Source organism: Kitasatospora sp. NPDC085464, from assembly GCF_044541955.1.
GTDB lineage: Bacteria > Actinomycetota > Actinomycetes > Streptomycetales > Streptomycetaceae > Kitasatospora.
Window position 1 is genome coordinate 23857 of record NZ_JBITTM010000060.1, and the last position, 19935, is coordinate 43791.

The window sequence follows — 19935 nt, forward strand, 5'->3', positions numbered from 1 at the left end:
ACCTCCTCTGCCTCTTCCCGCCTTCCCGCAACCGTTTCTGACGCTGCGTGGTCCATTCCCGCCCCTTCCTCGCTACCTGCTGGAGACAGCGGGGACGCTAGCACTAGATGGAAATGGTTTTCAATGCTATTAATGATGAACACACCACGCCTTCGTGATTCGCCCCATGCCCGAGGAAGGACCTCCACGTGTCGCATGACCGCGCGGCGGCCGCCGTCAATCTGCCCCAGGCGGTCGGCGAACTGCTCGACCTGACCGCCGAGTCCATCGCCGACGACGCCAACCTGATCGAGCTGGGACTCGACTCGCTGACGATGATGCGACTGGCCGGGAACCTCAACCGGGCCGGCGTCGACGTGGGCTTCGCCGAGCTCGCCGCCCAGCCCACCCTCGCCGCCTGGCGGGCCCTGGTCGACGGGCACCGCACCCCCGCCGACGCCGCGACGGCGGCGGAGCGCGCCGTCGTCGACGAGGACGCCCCCTTCGACCTCGCGCTGATGCAGCACGCGTACTGGGTCGGACGGGCCGATGGGCAGCAACTCGGCGGCGTGGCCGCCCACTTCTACCACGAGTTCGACGGCGCCGGAGTGGACCCGGAGCGGCTGGAGGCCGCGGTCCGGTCCGTGCTCGCCCGCCACGGCATGCTCCGGGTGCACGTCCTCGACGACGGCCGCCAGCGGATCGCACCGCAGGCCGCCTGGCCCGGGCTACGGGTGCACGACCTGCGGGAACGGAGCACGGCCGAGGCCGGGGCGGAACTCGCGGAGCTGCGCCGATGTCTCTCCCACCGCACCCTGGACATCGCCGCCGGCGAGGTCCTGGACGTCCAGCTCACCCTGCTGCCGGACGGCGTCCGCCCGGGCGGGACCAGACTCCACCTCAACCTCGACATGGTCGCCGCCGACGCGCTCAGCCTGCGTGTCCTGCTCGCCGACCTCGCCCGCGCGTACAGCGCCCCGGACCAGGAACTCCCCGCCCTCGGCTACAGCTTCCCGCGCTACCTCGCCGACCGGGCCGCGGCCATCGACCCGGCCGCCCGCGAGGCCGACCGCGCCCACTGGCGCGCCCGCCTGCCCGAACTGCCCGCCGCGCCCCTGCTGCCGCTCGCCCAGAACGCGCACGGCGCCGCCGCGACCACCGTGCTGCGCCGCCACCGCCTGCTGGACGCCGCCGAGTTGGGACGCTTCGAAGCGCACGCCAGACGGCACGGCCTGACCCCGGCCATGGCCCTGGCCGCCGTGTTCGCCGAGACGCTGACCGCGTTCAGCGCCGAACCGGACTTCCTGCTCAACCTCCCGCTCTTCGACCGCGCCCCGCTGCACCCCGAAGTCGGCGAACTGGTCGGCGACTTCACCTCGTCCGTGCTCCTCGCCTGGGACGGCTCCACGCCGGGCACCTTCGCCGAGCGGGCGGTGCGCCTGCAGCGGCGCTTCCACGCGGACGCCGCACACGCCGGGCACTCCGGCGTCGAGGTACTGCGCGACCTGTCCCGGCTGCACGGCGAGCAGGTGCTCGCGCCGGTCGTCTACACCAGCGCGCTCGGCCTCGGCGAGCTGTTCGCGCCCGCCGTGCGGGAGGCCTTCGGCGAGGCGTCCTGGATCATCTCGCAGGGGCCGCAGGTCTGGCTGGACGCCCAGGTCACCGAGATCGGCGGCGGCCTGCTGGTCAACTGGGACGCCCGCGAGGACGCCTTCGCCCCCGGCGTCCTGGAGGCGATGTTCGCTGCCTACAGCGGCCTGCTCGACCGGCTGCTCGCCGACCGGGCCGCCTGGTCCGCCGCCGTCCCCGCGCTCCTGCCGGACGCTCAACTCGCCGTCCGCGCCGGGGCGAACGACACGGCGGCACCCCGCACCGGCACCCGGCTGCACGACGGCTTCTTCGCCCACGCGGCCACCCACCCGCAGGCCCCCGCCCTGCTGTGGGGCACCGACGGCGCCCTCGACTACGGCGGGCTCGCCCACCGGGCACTGGCGCTGGCAGGCCACCTGCGCGCCCGCGGGGCCGGGCCGGGCGAACTGGTGGCCGTCACCCTGCCCAAGGGCCCCGACCAGATCCTCGCCGTCCTCGCCGTGCTGGCCACCGGCGCCGCCTACCTGCCGCTCGGCGTCGACCAGCCCGCCGCCCGTCGCGAGCGCATCCACCGCTCCGCGGGCATCCGCCTGGTGGTCGACGACGTCACCGTCCCGGCCGGCACGGCTCCCCTGCCCGCCCCTGTACCCGGCGGTGACGACGACCTCGCATACGTCATCTACACCTCCGGCTCGACCGGCGAGCCCAAGGGCGTCGAACTCACCCACGCCGCCGCGATGAACACCATCGAGGACCTCAACTCCCGTCTGAAGATCGGCGCTTCGGACCGCACCCTGGCCCTGTCGGCCCTGGACTTCGACCTCTCGGTGTACGACGTCTTCGGCCCGCTGTCGGCCGGCGGCTCGGTGGTCTGCGTCGAGGAGCCGGACCGCCGGGACGCCACCGCCTGGGTCGACCTGGCGATCCGCCACAGCGCCACGGTGGTCAACTGCGTGCCCGCGCTGCTGGACATGCTGGTCACCTCGGCGGACCGGCCGCCGACCGGTCTCAAGGCCGTCCTGCTCGGCGGCGACCGGGTGCCGCTCGACCTGCCGGCACGGCTCGCGGCCGTCGCCCCGCAGTGCCGGTTCGCCGCGCTCGGCGGCACCACCGAGACCGCCATCCACTCCACCTGGTGCGAGGTCCACGAGGTCCCCGCCGACTGGGCGTCCATCCCGTACGGCACGCCGCTGGAGAACGTCGCCTGCCGGGTGGTCGACCCGCTCGGCCGGGACCGCCCCGACCACGTCCCCGGTGAGCTGTGGATCGGCGGCGCCGGCGTCGCCCGCGGCTACCGGGGCGACCCGGACCGCACCGCCGACCGCTTCACCGAACTGGACGGCGTGCGCTGGTACCGCACCGGCGACTGTGCCCGCTATCGGCCGGACGGCACCCTGGAGTTCCTCGGCCGGGCCGACCACCAGGTCAAGGTGCGCGGCCACCGGATCGAACTCGGCGAGATCGAGGCCGCGTTGACCGCCTTCCCGGGCGTGGGCCAGGGCGTCGCGGTGGTCTGCGCGGACGGCCGGCTCGCCGCGGCCGTGACCGACGACCGGGCGCAGCCGCCCGCCGACTGGTCGGCGCTGGCCACCGTCGGCGCGCTTCGCGACGGCGGAACCCCGGCTGCCCTGCGTGAACACCTCCAGCGCGTGCTTCCGGCCCCGATGGTCCCCGAGCGGATCGCCGTGCTTCCGGGGCTGCCACTGACCGCCAACGGCAAGATCGACCGCGGGCTGCTGCGCCGCGTGCTGGCCACCGCCGAGCTGCCCGGCCGTACGCCGGTGACCCCACCGGCCGGCGAGACCGAGCAGCGGGCGGCGGCCGCCTGGGCCGAGGTGCTCGGCGTCGACGCGGTCGGCCGCGAACACGACTTCTTCGCGCTCGGCGGCGACTCGCTGCTCGCCACCCGGCTGATCGGGCGGCTGCGGGCGGCCGGTTTCGCGGGCGTCCGGCTGTCCGAACTGTTCGCCCGCCCGGTGCTGGCCGACTTCGCGGCGACGCTCCAGCCGCTGAAGGCCGAACCGGAGAACACGGCACTCGCGGCCGACCCGGCACGGCGGCACGAGCCGTTCCCGCTGACCGACGTCCAGCGCGCGTACTGGCTGGGCCGCGGCGAGGGCTTCACGCTCGGCGGCACCGGCTGCCACTACTACCGCGAGTACGACGTACCGGACCTCGACCCGGCCCGCCTGGAGGAGGCCGTCAACCGGCTGGTCGCCCGGCACGAGATGCTGCGCGCGGTCGTCGACGAGCGCGGCGAGCAGCGGACCCTCGCCGAGGTGCCCCGGTTCACCATCCCGGTCACCGAGGCCGGCGACGACCCGGAGGCCGCCTTCACCGAGCTGCGCGAGGCCGCCTCGCACCAGGTGTTCGACCCCGGCTGCTGGCCGTTGTTCGCGATCCGCGCGGTCCGCGCGGGCGGGCGCACCCGGCTCGGCATCGGCATGGACAACATCGTGCTGGACGCACTGAGCATCCTGCGCTTCTACGGCGAGCTCGGCGCCCTCTACGAGCACCCGGACGCCGAACTCCCGCCGGTGGACGTCTCGTTCCGCGACTACGTGCTCGGCGCCACGCCCGCGCCGCAGGAGCTGGCCGCCGCCCGGGCGTACTGGGCGGAGCAGCTGCCCGGGTTGCCGCCCGGGCCCCAACTGCCGCTCGCGGTGGACCCGGCGGAGATCGGCCGGCCGCGCTTCACCCGCCGGGAGGCCCGGGTCCCCGGCGAGCGGTGGCGGCCGGTGGTCGAGCGGGCGCGCGAACACGGGCTGACCCCGTCGGCGGTGCTCCTGGCCGCCTTCACCGAGGTGCTGGGGCGCTGGAGCGCGCGCCCGGACCTCACCGTCAACCTCACCCTGTTCGACCGCCGCGACGTGCACCCGGACATCGGTCTGGTGCTGGGCGACTTCACCTCGCTGGTGCTGGTGCCCTCCCGCCCCGAGCCCGGCGAGAGCTGGCTGGCGGCGGCCCGGCGGGTGCAGCGGGAGCTGTGGCGCGGGCTGGACCACCGGGAGCTGTCGGCGGTCCAGGTGCTGCGCGAGCTCGCCCGCTTCACCGGCGATCCGGAGACCACCATGCCGGTGGTGTTCACCAGCGCGCTCGGAGTCGGCGGCGAGCCGGCCGAGGGACCGTTCACCGAGCCGGTCTGGGGCGTCTCGCAGACCCCGCAGGTCTGGCTGGACCACCAGGTCACCGAGACCGCCGACGGCGGCGTGCGGCTGGCCTGGGACGTGGTCGAGGAACTGTTCCCGGCCGGGCTGGTGGACGAGATGTTCGCCGCCTACCGGCGGCTGGTCGACTGGCTCGGCGAGACCGGCGCGGACTGGCAGGGCGCGGCACCCGACCTGCTGCCCGAGGCGCAGCGGCGCACCCGGGCGGCCGTCAACGCGACCGGCGAGGGGGCCGAGGACCGGCTGCTGCACGCGGAGTTCTTCCGCCGGGCCGCCGAGCAGCCCGAGCGCACCGCGCTGGTGTGGGGCGAGGACGAGTCGATGACGTACGGCGAGCTGGCGCAGCGGGCCCTGCGGGTGGCCGCGGTCCTGCGCGACCAGGGGGCCGGGCCCGGCGAGCCGGTGGCGGTGACGCTGCCGAAGGGCCCGGAGCAGCTGGTGGCGGTGCTGGGTGTGCTGGCCGCCGGCGCGACGTACCTGCCGGTCGGGGTGGACCAGCCGGCGGCGCGGCGCGAGCGGATCCTCGGTGCGGCCGGGGCACGGCTGGCGGTGACCGAGGAGGTGCTGCGGCAGGCCGAGGCGGCGATACCCGCGGCCTTGGCACAGGCCTCCCCGGACGACCTGGCGTACGTGATCTTCACCTCGGGCTCCACGGGTGAGCCGAAGGGCGTGGAGATCACCCACCGGGCGGCGGCGAACACCGTCACGGACGTCAACGAGCGGTTCGGCGTCGGCGGGCAGGACCGGACACTCGCGGTGTCCGCGCTGGACTTCGACCTCTCGGTGTACGACGTCTTCGGCCCGCTGTCGACGGGCGGGGCGGTCGTGCTGATCGGCGAGGAGGACCGCCGGGACGCCCGGCGCTGGCTGTACCTGGTGCGCCGGCACGGGGTGACGGTGTGGAACACCGTGCCGGCCCTGCTCGACATGCTCCTGACGGTGGCCGAGGCCGCCGACACACCGGAGCCGCTGCGGCTGGCGCTGGTCTCCGGCGACTGGGTCGGGCTGGACCTGCCCGGCCGGCTGGCCGTGCTGCGGCCGCGGTGCCGGTTCGTGGCGCTCGGCGGCGCGACCGAGGCGGCGATCTGGTCCAACTGCTTCGAGGTGGCCGGGGTGGACCCGGCCTGGCGCTCCGTACCGTACGGCCGCCCGCTGCGCGGCCAGCGCTTCCGGGTGGTGGACGCGCTCGGCCGGGACTGCCCGGACGGCGTGCCGGGCGAGCTGTGGATCGGCGGCGCGGGCGTGGCGCGCGGTTACCGGGGGGCCGTCGAGCTGACGGCGCAGCGCTTCGTGGCCCACGCGGGCGAGCGCTGGTACCGCACCGGGGACCTCGGACGGTACTGGGCGGACGGCACGCTGGAGTTCCTCGGCCGGGCCGACCAGCAGGTCAAGCTGCGCGGCCACCGGATCGAGCTGGGCGAGATCGAGGCCGCACTGCGCTCGGGGCCGGGGGTGGGCCAGGCGGTCGCCGCGGTGGTCGGCGAGGGGACCGGCCGCAGGCTGGTGGCGGGCGTGGTGCCCGTCCCGGCGGCTGTCGACGGCTCCGGGGCGTCCGGTGGTGCCGGAGTGCCGGCCGACGTCGCCGTGGCCCGGGCGGGCGCGTGGGAGCTGGAGGCGGACACCGCGAGCGCGGTGCTGGCCCGGCTGCTCGGCCCGGACGCCCTCGGGGAGGGAACGGCCTGGCGGTTCGAGGACCTGGTGACGCGCCTGGACGCGGTGGACGAGCACCATGCGGTGCTGCGGCTCTGGCTGGCGCTGCTGGTCGACCGGAAGGTGCTGGCCGAGGACGAGGGCCGCTATCTGGCGGGCCCCGAGCTGGCGGCCGCGCTGCTCCGCGAGGCCCCCGGGGCCGGGGCGGACGAGTACGGCGCGCTGATCGCGCGGGCACACCGGCGGCTGCTGGAACGGCTCGGCGACTACCGGGAGATCCTGGCGGGCCGGCTCGACCCGGCGGCGCTGCTGGACGACGACGTCCTCGCCCCGGCCGCCCTGGCCGACCACGACCCCGGGACGGCCCTCGCGCTCGCCGAGCTCGCTTCCCGACTCGCGGACATCTCGGATGAGTTGGGTCGACCGGTCGAGGTGGTCGAGCTGGCCGGGCGGGACGGCCGGACCGCCGAGCGGCTGCTCGGGCTGGTCGGCCCCGGCCAGGTGCGCTACACCCTGCTGGACAGCGCCCCCGGCCTGGTCGCCACGGCGACCAGGCGGCTGGAGGCCCTGCCGCACGACACCGCCTGCCGTCTGCTGCCCGGCTCGACGGTCCCGGATGACCTGCGGTACGGCTTCGACGTGGTGCTGGCCGGCAACGTGCTGCACCGCTACCCGGAGCCCGGGCAGGGCCCGGCGATGGCCGCTCTGCTGGCGCGGCCGGGCGGACGGCTGCTCGCGGTGGAGCGCGCCGCGCTGACGCCGGTGGCGTTGCTGACGGCGGGTCTGCTCGACCGCGGGTACGACGGCTTCGACCGGGCCCGACGCCTGGCCGGCTCGCCGATGCTCCCTGGAGACCGCTGGGCGGAACTGTTCGCGCGCGCCGGGCTGAGCGGGGCCGGTCACCGGCCGGTGGGCGGGTCGTTCACGGACCTGCTGTGGGCCGAACGCCCGCACAGCGTGGCGGCTCCCGACCCGGCGGCGCTGCGCGAGCACGTCGGGGGCCTGCTGCCGGGCCACATGGTGCCCGAGCGGATCGAGGTGCTGCCCTGGCTGCCGCTGAGTACCAACGGCAAGGTCGACCGCAAGGCGGTGGCGGCGGTGCTGGCCAGCGCCGGGGACGAGCTCGGCGCCGACGAGCCGCCGGAGGGCGAACTGGAGTGCGAGCTCGCCGCGATGTGGCGGGAGTTGCTGGGGATCCCGGAGGTCGGCCGACGGCGCGGATTCTTCGAGCTGGGCGGCGACAGCCTGCTCGCCACCCGCTTCATCACCCGGGTGCAGCAACGTTTCGCCGTCGAACTGCCGCTGCGCCGCATCTTCGCCGGCCCGAGCCTCGCCCAGGTCGCCGCCGTGGTGGCCGACGAGCTCGCCCAGCTGGCGGACGTGGAAGAAGGGGCGCTGTGACCGGCGTGGTCGGCCCTCGAACGCACGTCGCCCTGCTCAACGACCTGAGGGAGAAAGCTCTGTGATCGGCATCATCGGCGGCTACGGCGCCGTCGGGGCCCAGGCCGCCCGGTTGCTGGCGGCCTGGGGAGCCGGGCCGCTGCGGATAGGTGGGCGGGACGAGGCGCGCGCCGCCCGGCTGGCCGCCGGCCTCGGCCCGGAGGCGGAGGCCGCCCGGGTGGACGTCGAGGACGAGAGCGCGCTGGCCGCCTTCGTCGAGGGGTGCGAGCTGGTCGTGCACTGCGCGGGGCCGTCGCACCGCACCGCCGTCCCGGTGGCCCGGGCGGTCCTCACGGCGGGTGCGCACCACGTGGACGCCGGGACTGCCGACGGCCTCGACACCCTCCAAGCGGCCGACGGCGCAGCCGTGTTCGCGGCCGGCGCGCTGCCCGGCCTGTCCGGGCTGCTGCCGCGCTGGCTGGCCCGGCAGGACTTCGCCGAGACGCACCGGCTCACCGCCGGTGCGGCCGTCCTGGACGCGTTCACGGCGACCGGTGCCGAGGACTACCTGCACGGCGTCCTCGGCACCGACAGCGAGCCGCTGGCCGCCTGGACCGACGGCGCCCGCCGCCCGGGTGCGCTGGCCCGGGCCACCGGGCAGCGCCTGCCGTACCTGCCGCGCCCGGTCACCGTCCTGCCGTACCTGGACGGCGAGGGCGAGCGGGTGGCCCGCGCCCTCGGGCTCGACCACGGCCGGTGGTTCACTGCGCTGGACGGCGAGCACCTCGCCGCCGCCCTCGACGCGGCCCGCACGCTGAACCGGGCGGACGCCGTCGCGGCGCTGTGCCGGGCGACGGCGCTGGACCTCGCCGGACGCAGCCCGTACGCCGTGCTGCTGGCCCAGCTGGACGGGGTCGCCGACGGCCGCCCGGTCAGCCGGACGGCGGTGCTGCGGGCGCCGGGGATCGCCGAACTGACCGGCGCGGCGACGGCGGTGGCCGCCCTGGCGGTCCTGCACGGCGAGGTGCCGGCCGGGGTGCACTTCGCGGACGCGGTACTCGACCCGGTCGCGGCCGTCGGGCGGCTGCGGAAGGTGCCGGGGGTCGTGCTGACGGTGGCCGACGCGGCCCTCGCCGAGCTCGCCGTGGAAGAGGAGGGAGCGCTGTGAAGGGCCGTCGGCTGCGGGTGGTGGTGTGCGGGACGACGTTCGGCCAGTTCTACCTGGCCGCCCTCGCCGGGCTGCCGGAGGAGTTCGAGATCGCCGGGGTGCTGGCGCGCGGCGGTGAGCGGTCGGTGGAGTGCGCGCGCCGGTACGGGGTGCCGCTGTACACCGATCCGGACACGCTGCCGGGCGACGTCGACCTGGCCTGCGTGGTGGTGCGCTCGGGCGTGATGGGCGGCGCCGGCACGGAGTTGGCGCTGAAGCTGCTCGGCCGGGGCGTCCACGTCCTCCAGGAGCAGCCGGTGCACCATGACGACCTGGCCGCCTGCCTGCGCGAGGCCCGCCGCCGGGGCGTGACGTACCGGCTGGGCGACCTGTACGCCCGGCTGCCTGCCGTGCGGCGGTTCACCGCGGCGGCCCGGCGGCTGCTGGACCGGCGGTCGGCGCTGTACCTGGACGCTGCCTGCTCGGTGCAGGTCGCGTTCCCGCTGGTGCACATCCTCGGGAACGCGCTGGGCACGCTGCGCCCGTGGAACCTGGAGGCGCTGCCGGCCACCGGCCCGTTCGGGCTGCTCAGCGGGACGGTCGGCGGGATCCCGGCCACCCTGCGGGTGCAGAACGAGGTGGACCCGGCGGACCCCGACAACCACGTGCACCTGCTGCACCGGGTGACCCTGGGCACGGCAGCGGGCAGCCTCACCCTGACCGACCCGCACGGCCCGGTGCTGTGGAGCCCGCGGCTGCACATCCCGGACGCGGTGAAGGAGCGGTTCGACTTCGACGGGTCGGGCACCGGCCACCTGGCCGAACGCACCACGGCCGTCCTCGGCCCGGCCGAGCCACCGCGCTACCGGGACGCGCTCGGCGCGGACTGGCCCGGCGCGATCGGGGCGGACCTGCTCGGCCTGCGGGCGGCGGTGCTCGGCGAGCCCGGCGCGGAGCGGCCCGAGCAGTACCACCTGACGCTGGCCCGGATGTGGCAGGACGTCACGGCCCGGCTCGGCTACCCCGTGCTCCGGCCCGGGCAGCACCACGAGCCGCTCCCGGTGACCGAGCTGTGGCCGACGGGGGCCGCCGGGGCGCCGACGCTGGACGACGTGGTCCGGGCCGCCGCCGAGGCCGCCGAACCGCAGGCCCGGCACATCGCACACGGTCAGACGGAGGAGTTCGTCCGCCGGCTCGACGAGGCGGTACTCGCCGCGATGCTGCTGTCCTTCCAGGACCGCGGGCTGCTGCTGCCCGCCGGGACCGGACACACCGTCGAGGAGCTGCTAGCCGGGGTCGCACCCGCCCACCACGTCCTCGTCGGACGCTGGCTGACCGTGCTGACCGAACGCGAGTGGCTCACTCGGGACGGCAAGCGCTACACCGGGGTCCGCACCGCCGACACGGTCTCCACCGCCCGGGCCTGGGACCGGGCCGCCGGGCTGTGGAAGGACGGACTGGGCGGCGCCGAGTTCGTCGACTACCTGCGGCTGAACGCCGAGCGGCTGCCCGCGCTGCTGACGGGCGAGCAGCAGGCGACGCTGCTGCTCTTCCCCGAGGGGCGGACCGAGCTCGCGGACGCCGTGTACCGCGACACCGTGACCGCCCGCTACCTCAACACCGCCGTCGCCACCGCGGTCCGCCGGCTCGCCGCCGCGGGCGGCGGCGAGCCGCTGCGGGTGCTGGAGGTCGGCGCCGGAACGGGGGCCACCACCGAGGCGGTGGTGACGGCGCTCGCCGGCGAACCGGAGGCCCGGGTGGACTACCTGTTCACCGACGTGTCCCGGTTCTTCCTCGACCCGGCCCGGCAGCGGTTCGCCCGGCTGCCGTGGCTGCGCTACGGAACGTACGACATCGACCGGGCACCGGACGAGCAGGGCCTCGCCCCCGGCTCCTTCGACGTGGTGATCGCGGCCGGGGTGCTGAACAACGCCCGGGACACCGACGCCACCGTCCGCGCGCTGGCCGAACTCCTCGTCCCCGGCGGCTGGTTGCTGATCACCGAGCCGACCAGGGAGCATCTGGAGATCCTCTCCTCGCAGGCGTTCATGATGACGGCCGCCCAGGACGCCCGGCTGGCCTCCGGCACCACCTTCCTCTCCCGTGAGCAGTGGCTCGGCGTCCTGGCCGGCGCCGGGATCCCCGAGGTCCGCACGCTCCCCTCCGAGAGCCACCCGCTGGCCCCGCTCGGGCAGCGACTGTTCACCGCCCGGACCGCCGGCGGCCGTACCGCAGCCGAACACACCCCAGCCGATCGAAGAGCAGCACGGAAATGAGCACCATGACACGCAGTCTCGACCTGAGGTGCAGTCACATCCTCTGCAAGGTGCACGACATCCGGTCCGCCGTCGCGGACTTCACCGCCGCCGGGTTCACCGTGACCTGGGGAAGCGCACCGGACAAGGCCCACAACGCCCTGATCTGGTTCGAGTCCGGCCCGTTCATCGAACTCTTCGAACTGCCGGAGCGGTTCGGCCTGCTGAGCCTGCCGTTCGGGCTCGTCAACGGCGCCCCGGCCGGCCGGCGGCTGGCCCGCTGGGCGGCCGGCGGCGAAGGCTGGCGGGACGTGGCACTGGAGACCGACGACACCGAACTGACCGGCGCACAAAGGGCGTTGCGCGAGACCGGGATCCCCGGCTCGCGGGTGATGAAGGGACGCCGCAGCACGCCGGACGGCTCCCGGGTGCGGTACCAGTTCCTCACCCCGGCCCCGGCCCGGCTCCCGTTCGTCGTCTCCCAGTACGACCCGCCGCAGCGGCCGGCCGCCGTCAGCCACCCCAACGGCGCGCTCGGCGTGGCCCGGGTGCGCTTCGGCGTGGCGCGGCAGGACCGCGAGGCCTTCGACACGCTGGCCGGGACGGACCGCCGGCTGGCCGCCGAACCGGCCGACCGCACCGGCGTCCGGGCGGTCCGGCTCACCGGCCTGGAACACGAGATCCACCCCGCCGACGTCCACGGCGCGGTCTTCGAGCGGAGCCCCGCATGCAACTGATCACCCCCACCGACCCCGGCTACGACCAGGCCCGCCGGGTGCGCAACGCCCGCGCCGACCGGCGCCCGGCCGCGATAGCCCGCTGTGCCGACCCGACGGACGTCCGGACGGCGCTGGAGCACGCCCGCCGCCACGGCCTGCCGGTCGCGGTGCGCGGCGGCGGCGCCAACGTCGCCGGCTGGGGCACCTGCGACGGCGGGATGGTCATCGACCTCGGCGGCATGAAGGGGATCGAGGTCGATCCGGAGAACCGCCTGGCCGTCGCCGAACCCGGCGTCACCTGGGGCGAGTTCGACGCCGCTACCCAGCGCCACGGCCTCGCCCTGCCCGGCCCGCGCAACCCCGACGTCGGCATCGCCGGCCACACCCTGAACGGCGGCATCGGCGACCTCTCCCGCCAGTACGGGCTGACCAGCGACAACGCCGTGTTCTTCGACCTGGTCACGGCCGGCGGGCGACAGCTCAGGGCGAGTGCGAACGAGCACCCGGAACTCTTCTGGGGCCTGCGCGGCGCCGGCGGCAACTTCGGCGTCGTGGTGCGGTTCGGCTTCCGGCTGCACCCGGTGGCCGGTGTGACGGCCGGTCCGCTGGTCCACCCGGCCGCGCACGCCCCGGCCGTGCTGCGCACCGCCCGGGACTGGCTGGCCGAGGCCCCCGACGAGGCCTCGCTGATCATGCTGCTCTGGACCGCTCCCCCGCTGCCGTTCGTCCCCGAGCGGCTGCACTTCGAACGCTCGATGGTGCTGATCCCGACCTGGTTCGGCGATCCGGACCGCACGGACGAGGTGCTCGGCCCGCTGCGCCACGGCGACCCCGCACCGGTCGCGGACGGCATCCGCCCGATGGCGTACACCGCCTACCAGCGGCTGCTGCCGTCCCCGCCCGACGTCACCCGCCAGCAGGTCTACAACCGCGGCGAGCTGCTGCCGGAACTGTCCGACGCCACCATCGACGACCTGCTCGCCCGCTGGGCGACCGGTGGGCCGAACTTCTCGGTGGTGCTCGGCGCGCTCGGCGGCGCCATCGCCGGCGCCCCCGCCGGGCCGACCGCCTTCACCCACCGGGACGCCGCCTGGTTCGCCGAGATCTGCGCCCAGTGGTACGGCGACCCGGACAGCCCCGCCCACCTGCGCCCGGCCCGGGACGGCTGGCGCGCCCTCCAGCCGGTCACCCGGGGCCCGTACGTCAACCTGCTGCCCGACCCCGAGCCGGAGTGGGTCCGCGCCGCCTACGGGCCCGAGGCCTACGAGCGCCTGGTCCGGCTCAAGACCGCCTGGGACCCGGACAACGTGTTCCGGTTCAACGCCAACATCCGTCCGCGACCCGAAGAGGCCACGCACGCATGAACGTCACCGAGCTGATCGCCGAACTCCGCCGCACCGGAGTGCAGTTGTGGGAGGACGCGGGCCAACTCCGGTACCGGGCGCCCAAGGGCGCCCTCACCCCGGACCTGCTCGCCCGGCTCAGGGCGGGCAAGGAGGCCGTCCTCGCGCGCCTGGCCGAGGAGCACGCCGGGCCCGCGATCGTCCCCGATCCGCAGTCCCGCGCCGTGCCCTTCCCGCTCACCGACGTGCAGGCCGCCTACCTGCTCGGCCGGGGCGACGCCTTCGGCCACGGGAAGGTCGCCTGCCACGTCTACCTGGAGGTCAACTACCCCGATCTCGACCCGCAGCGCACCGAGCGGGCGTGGAACCGACTGGTCCGGCGGCACGGCATGCTGCGCGCCGTGGTCGAGGCCGACGGCTACCAGCGGGTGCTGCCCGAGGTCCCGCACCTGACCGTGCCCGCCACCGACCTGCGGGGTGCCGGGCAGGACCTGCTCCAGACCGAACTCGACGCGGTCCGCGAGGACTTCGGCCACCGGGTGTACCGGACCGACCAGTGGCCGCTGTTCGACCTCCGGGTCACCCGGACCGACGAGCGGGCCGTCCTCCACCTGTCGATGGACTTCCTGATCGCCGACTGGGCCAGCATCTGGCTGCTGCTCGCCGAGTTCGAGACCCTGCACGCCCGACCGGACGTCGACCTCCCCGCGCTGGAGCTGGAGTTCCGCGACTACCTGCTGGCCGAGCGGGCACTGCGCGAGTCGCCCCGGCACGAGCGCGATCGCGCCTACTGGTGGGAGCGGATCGACGGGCTTCCGCCCGCCCCCGACCTGCCGGTGCTCGACCGGGAGACCCCCGGCCGGTTCCGCCGCCGCTTCCTCAAGCTGGACACCGCCGCCTGGGACGCGCTGCGCGAGCGCGCCCGGCGGCACGGCCTCACCCCGTCGTCGGTGGTGCTCGCCGGGTACGCCGCCGTACTCGAACGGTGGAGCCGCACAACGGAGTTCACCCTCAACCTCACCGTGCTCAACCGGCTGCCGCTGCACCCGCAGGTCGGCCAGGTGGTGGGCGACTTCACCTCGGTCAGCCTGCTCGCCGTCGACTGGGCGCAGGGCGCGTCCTTCGCCGAGCGGGCCCGGGCGCTCGGCGGCCGGCTCTTCGAGGACCTCGACCACCGGCTCTGCTCCGGTGTCGAGGTGCTGCGCGAACTCGCCCGCCGGCGCGGGCGCGAGGCCGCCCTGATGCCGGTGGTCTTCACCAGCGCGATCGGCCTCGGTGAGGACGCCACCGAGCGTCGCGCCGAGGGCCGCCTGGACGGCTTCGGCATCACGCAGACCCCGCAGGTGTTCATCGACTGCCAGGCCATGGACGACGCCGAGGGCCTCCAGGTCAACTGGGACATCCGCGAGGGGATCTTCCCCGACGGCCTGGCGGACGACATGTTCGACGCCTTCGAGGCGCTGCTGCGCGAGCTCGCGGCCGATGACCGACCCTGGGACGCCGAAGACGTCGTCCCCCTGCCCGCCTGGCAGGCCGAGCAGCGGCGGGCGGTCAACGACACCGCCGCGCCGCTGCCGGACGCCCCGCTGCACCACCCGGTGTTCGCCCAGGCCGCCCGCACTCCGGACCGGCCCGCCGTGATCGGCCCGCACGGCACCGTGAGCTACGGCGAGCTCGCCGGCCGGGCCGCGGCGGTGGCCGAGGCGCTGCGCGCGGCCGGCTGCACGCCGGGCGAGCGGGTGGCGATCGTCATGGACAAGGGCGTCGAACAGGTCGCGGCCGTGCTCGGCACCCTCCTCGCCGAGGCGGTCTACCTGCCCGTGGACACCGTGCAGCCGGCGCTGCGCCGGGAGGCGATCCTGGCGGACGCGGGCGTGCGGCACGTGCTCACCCAGTCCTGGACGGAGGTCGCGCCCGGTGCCATCGCGGTGGACGGTCTCACGCCCGTGGAGCCGCCGCTGCCGGACGGTGGCGACCCGGACGGCCCCGCCTACGTGATCTACACCTCCGGGTCGACCGGTCGGCCGAAGGGCGTCGTGGTCAGCCACCGCGCCGCGGCCAACACCGTCGCGGACGTCAACCGCCGCTACGCGGTCACCGCCGAGGACCGCGTGCTCGGCCTGGCCAACCTCGGCTTCGACCTGTCGGTCTACGACGTGTTCGGCCCGCTCTCGGTCGGCGGGGCGCTCGTCCTGCCGGACCACGAGCGCCGCACCGACCCCTCGCACTGGGCCGACCTGGTCGCCGACCACGGCGTCACCGTCTGGGACTCGGTGCCCGCGATGATGCAGATGCTCGCCTCCTACCTGGACTCCGCGCCCACCATGGCGCTGCCGTCGCTGCGCCTCGCCCTGCTCTCCGGCGACTGGGTGCCGCTCACCCTCCCCGACGAGATCACCACCCGCCTGCCCGGTCTGGAGGCGGTCGCCCTCGGCGGCGCCACCGAGGCCGCCATCTGGTCCATCACCCACCGGTACCGCGGCCTCGAACCCGGCTGGCGCAGCATCCCGTACGGACGCCCGCTGGCCAACCAGGGCTTCCGGGTGCTCGACGCGGCCCTGCGGGACCGCCCGGTCTGGACGGCCGGCGAGCTGTACATCACCGGCGACGGCCTCGCCCAGGGCTACCTCGGCGACCCGGACACCACCGCGCGCCACTTCCTCACCCATCCGATGGACGGCCAACGCCTTTACCGCACCGGCGACTTCGGACGCTACCTGCCCGGCGGCGAGATCGAGTTCCTGGGACGCGAGGACACCCAGGTCAAACTGCGCGGGCACCGGATCGAGCTCGGCGAGATCGAGGCCGCGCTGCTCGCCCACCCGGCGGTCGCCGCGGCCGGGGTGGTCCTGGACGGCGAGGGCCTGCTCGGCATCGTCGAACCCGCTCGCACCGGGGCGCAGACGCCCGACGACAGCGCGCTGCTGGCGTCGGCCTCGGTCGAGGCCGACGCGGCTGTCCCCGGGCTCGACCCGGCCACCGTCGCGGACGCCGTCGAACGGCTCGACCACGCGGTACTGACCTCGATGGCGCTCGCCCTGGCCCAGGCCGGCGAGGACGTCGCCGAGCGGCACCGCTGGCTGGCGCGCCGCTGGGAGTCGATCCTCGCCGGCACCGACCTCGGCCCGGTCGACGCGGCAACGGCCGCCGCCCGCTGGGAACGCGCCGAGCGGGCCTGGACGGCCGAGCTGGGCACCCCGGAGTTCCCCGCCTACCTGCGCCGCAACGCCGAGCACCTGACCGAGCTGCTGGCCGGCCGTCAGGACCCGCTCGAACTCCTCTACCCCGAGGGCGGGTTCGCCACCACCCGGGCGCTGTACCGGGAGAACGCGATGGCCCGCTACCTCAACCGGGCGGTGGCCACCCTGTTCCAGCGGATCGCCGCCGAAACCGCCGGGGCCGGCCGGCCGCTGCGCGTCCTGGAGGCCGGCGCCGGCACCGGCGGCACCACCGAGTCGGTCCTGGAGGCACTGGCCGGCACCGCGGTCGACTACCTGTTCACCGACGTGGCGCCGTTCTTCCTGCCCGAGGCCCGGGCCCGGTTCGGCGAGCACACCGGAGTGCGCTTCGGCGTCTTCGACGTCGACCGGGACCACCGCGCGCAGGGCCTCGCCCCGAACTCCTTCGACGTGGTCCTGGCCGCCGGCGTGCTGGAGAACGCCCGGGACATCCCTGCCGCGCTCGCCAGGCTCGCCGAACTCGTCGCCCCCGGAGGCCGGCTGGTGCTCACCGAGCCCACCAGGGAGCACCCCTGGATCCTCGCCTCGCAGGCCTTCCTGATGACTCCGCCGGCCGACGAACTGCGCGACGGCGGCCCCTCCTACCTCGACCGCGACCAGTGGCTGCGGCTCATCGAGGCCACCGGCGCCGAGCGGGTACTGACCCTGCCCGAGGACGGTCACGCCCTCACCCCGCAGGCCGTCCACCTGTTCGCCGCGCGGCTGAAGACCGACCGCACCCCGGTGACCGAGGCCGGGCTGCGCGAGCACCTCTCCGAGCGGCTCCCGGCCCACATGGTGCCCTCGCACCTCCAGGTGGCCGACGCCCTCCCGCTCACCGGCAACGCCAAGGTCGACCGGAAGACCCTGCGCACCTGGCGCCCGGCGGCCGGTACCGCCGAACCGACCGCCACCGGCGACGCGCCCGCCGACGAACTGGAGGCGAGGCTGGCCGAGTTGTGGGCATCCACGCTCGCCGTAGCCCGGATCGGCCGCAGCGAGAGCTTCTACGAGCGCGGCGCCGACTCGCTGATCATGGCGCGGATGGCCGGTCGGCTCCGCGAGGTGCTGCCGCAGGCCGCCGACCTCCCCTTCGACACCCTGCTGCGCCGGCTGCTCAACCAGCCGACCGTCGAGGCGCTCGCCCGCTTCCTGCGCGGGCGCGACACCGGCGGGCGCGACGGCGCCGAACCCGAACTCGTCGGCCGGCGCGGCGAGTCGGGCAACGCCCTGCTGGTGCCGTTCGGCACCGGCGGCGACGGCCCGCTGCGTGTCCTGTTCCACGCGGGTCTGGGCACCATGGACTGTTACCGGCCGCTCGCCAAGGAACTGGTCGCCCAGAACCTCGGGCCGGTGCTCGGCATCGTGATCGACGACACCGAGCGGTACCTGGCGATCGACCCGGCCGAGGTGATCGAACGGGCCGCCGACGACTACGCCGAACGGCTGATCGCCGAGGGCCACACCCGGGTCCAGCTGGTCGGCTACTGCCTCGGCGGCCTCTACGCCACCGAGGTGGCGCGCCGGCTGGACGAGCGCGGCATCGTGGTCGAGGACCTGGTCCTGGCCAGCAGCCACCCGGTGGTCTTCGACGTCGACGACGACCTGATGATCGAGCTGCTGTTCCTGCCCAACCTGCACATCGCGCTGCCGCAGGCCGGCTTCGGCCCGGTCGACCCCGACGCCGTCCTGAAGGCCTTCATGCAGGTGATCGAGCGCCACGGCGGCAAGGTGCCGGAGGGCTCCCTGCTCGACGTCGGAGGCGATCCCGAACTCGACGCCGCCGCCGCGTACTTCCGCCTGCTCACCGCGCACACCCGCAGCGAGCGCTTCGCCCGCTACGCCCGCGCCGCCTCCGCCGAGACCGGCCAGGAGCTGCCCGCCGAGATGGCCGAGGGCATGTTCCGGGTGTTCGCCCAGAGCTTCCGCTCGGCCCGGTTCACCCCTCCCCCGTACGCCGGTGACGTGCGCTTCCTGCGCCCGCGCGGCTCCTCCGGTTTCGCCCCCGGCATGGACGAGACCACGCTCGCCTTCTGGCAGGACGTGGTCCTCGGCGAGCTGACCGTCACCGACATCGAGGGCAACCACTTCAGCTGCATCGAGGAGCAGAACGCCCGCGCCGTCGCCGACCTGATCGCCGCCCCGCTGCGCACCACCCCGTGAGGAGCACCGTCTTGATCCAGCAGTACCAGGAGTCAACCGTCCAGGGGCCGTTCGACCCGCTCGCGGTCGTCGCCCAGCTGACCGGTTCGGGGATGCTCGGCGAGTACGTCGTGTACGAGCGCGGCGGGCGCTGGCGCGTCGCCGGCGACGCGCTGGCCGAGGTCAGGGTCGACGCCCGGCACGTGCGCACCGGTGACGGCGAGGCCCTGGAGTGGTCCGGCACCCCGTGGCGGCAGGTCGCCGAGGCCCTGGAACGCACACCGGTCGCCGACTGGCGCGCCTACGGCTGGGCCTGCTTCGAGCTGGCTGCCCCGGACCTGCCGGCCGACGACCAGGTGCTCGCCCATCTCGTCGTCCCCCGGCTGGAGTTCGAGATCACGGCGGACCGGGTGCTGGTCCGGGCGGTGGACCCGGGCGAGCTGGACGCCGCGCTCAAGCTGGTCGCCGAACCCGGCGCCCGGCCCGGGCACCAGCCGGTCCCGGTCGACATACGCGCCGACCCCACGACATACCACTGCGGGGTCTCCCACACGGTCGCCGAGATAGGGCGCGGCCGGCTGGAGAAGGCCATCGTGTCCCGCCCGGTGCCCGTCCCGTTCCGGGTCGACCTGTGCGCCACCTACCTGACCGGCCGCCGCCACAACACCCCGGCCCGGTCCTTCCTGCTGGACCTCGGCGGCTGGCAGGCCGCCGGGTTCAGCCCCGAGACGGTGGTCGAGACGGACACGTCGGGCCGCGTCTCCACCCAGCCGCTGGCCGGCACCCGGGCGCTCACCGGCGACCCCGGCACCGACGAGGCGCTGCGCGCCGAGCTGCTGACCGACCCGAAGGAGGTCTACGAACACGCCGCCTCGGTCCGCCTCGCGGTCGAGGAGCTCACCTCCGTCGGCCGGCCCGGGTCCACCCACGTCACCGAGTTCATGACGGTCAAGCGGCGCGGCAGCGTCCAGCACCTGGCCTCCCGCGTCGCCACCACCCTGGCCGAGGGCCGCACCGGCTGGGACGCGCTCGGCGCGGTGTTCCCGCCCGTCACCGCCTCCGGCATCCCCAAGGCCGCCGCCTACCGGCTGATCGCCGAACTGGAGGACCAGCCGCGCGGCCTGTACGCCGGAACGGTGCTGATGGCCGACGCCGACGGCTCGCTCGACGCCGCGCTCGTGCTGCGCGCCGTCTACCAGCGCGACGGCCGGGCCTGGCTGCGCGCCGGCGCGGGCGTCGTCGCCGGCTCGCGGCCGGCCCGGGAGTACGAGGAGACCTGCGAGAAGCTCGCCGCCGTCGCCCCGTACGTCGTGCCCGCCGACCACTGACCCACCGATCCCCCTGG

At 75.3% G+C, this 19935-nt stretch carries 7 protein-coding genes; all 7 read left to right on the forward strand.

Annotated features, from left to right (window positions below):
- The first annotated feature begins 188 nt into the window (after positions 1–188).
- The 7 genes from ACIGG8_RS36830 (at position 189) to ACIGG8_RS36860 (ending at position 19918) form a co-directional block, all read left to right on the forward strand.
- Positions 189–7787 (forward strand): amino acid adenylation domain-containing protein, encoded by a 7599-nt coding sequence (locus ACIGG8_RS36830; RefSeq protein ID WP_396552966.1) that lies wholly within the window; start codon positions 189–191, stop codon positions 7785–7787.
- A 61-nt stretch (positions 7788–7848) separates the two neighbouring features.
- Positions 7849–8934, forward strand: a complete 1086-nt coding sequence (locus ACIGG8_RS36835) for a saccharopine dehydrogenase NADP-binding domain-containing protein (protein WP_396552967.1) — start codon at positions 7849–7851, stop codon at positions 8932–8934.
- A complete protein-coding gene (locus tag ACIGG8_RS36840) occupies positions 8931–11189 on the forward strand; it encodes a Gfo/Idh/MocA family oxidoreductase (RefSeq protein WP_396552968.1) in 2259 nt (752 codons plus the stop codon). The genes ACIGG8_RS36835 and ACIGG8_RS36840 overlap by 4 nt, the downstream gene beginning before the upstream one ends.
- Entirely contained in the window at positions 11186–11905 is a 720-nt protein-coding gene (locus ACIGG8_RS36845) for a VOC family protein (protein WP_396552969.1), read from the forward strand. Before ACIGG8_RS36840 ends, ACIGG8_RS36845 begins: the two co-directional genes overlap by 4 nt.
- Positions 11896–13251 carry an FAD-binding oxidoreductase gene (locus ACIGG8_RS36850; RefSeq protein WP_396552970.1) on the forward strand — a complete coding sequence of 452 codons (1356 nt, stop codon included), beginning with the start codon at positions 11896–11898 and terminating at the stop codon, positions 13249–13251. The genes ACIGG8_RS36845 and ACIGG8_RS36850 overlap by 10 nt, the downstream gene beginning before the upstream one ends.
- Positions 13248–18611 carry an amino acid adenylation domain-containing protein gene (locus ACIGG8_RS36855; protein WP_396552971.1) on the forward strand — a complete coding sequence of 1788 codons (5364 nt, stop codon included), beginning with the start codon at positions 13248–13250 and terminating at the stop codon, positions 18609–18611. The genes ACIGG8_RS36850 and ACIGG8_RS36855 overlap by 4 nt, the downstream gene beginning before the upstream one ends.
- 11 nt (positions 18612–18622) lie before the next feature.
- Entirely contained in the window at positions 18623–19918 is a 1296-nt protein-coding gene (locus ACIGG8_RS36860) for a salicylate synthase (RefSeq protein ID WP_396552972.1), read from the forward strand.
- Positions 19919–19935 lie beyond the last annotated feature (17 nt).

Bases quoted from the DNA above. Each gene is read 5' to 3' on its own strand.
- ACIGG8_RS36845 (WP_396552969.1), top strand. From the start codon at position 11,186: ATGAGCACCATGACACGCAGTCTCGACCTGAGGTGCAGTCACATCCTC.
- ACIGG8_RS36850 (WP_396552970.1), top strand. From the start codon at position 11,896: ATGCAACTGATCACCCCCACCGACCCCGGCTACGACCAGGCCCGCCGG.
- ACIGG8_RS36855 (WP_396552971.1), top strand. From the start codon at position 13,248: ATGAACGTCACCGAGCTGATCGCCGAACTCCGCCGCACCGGAGTGCAG.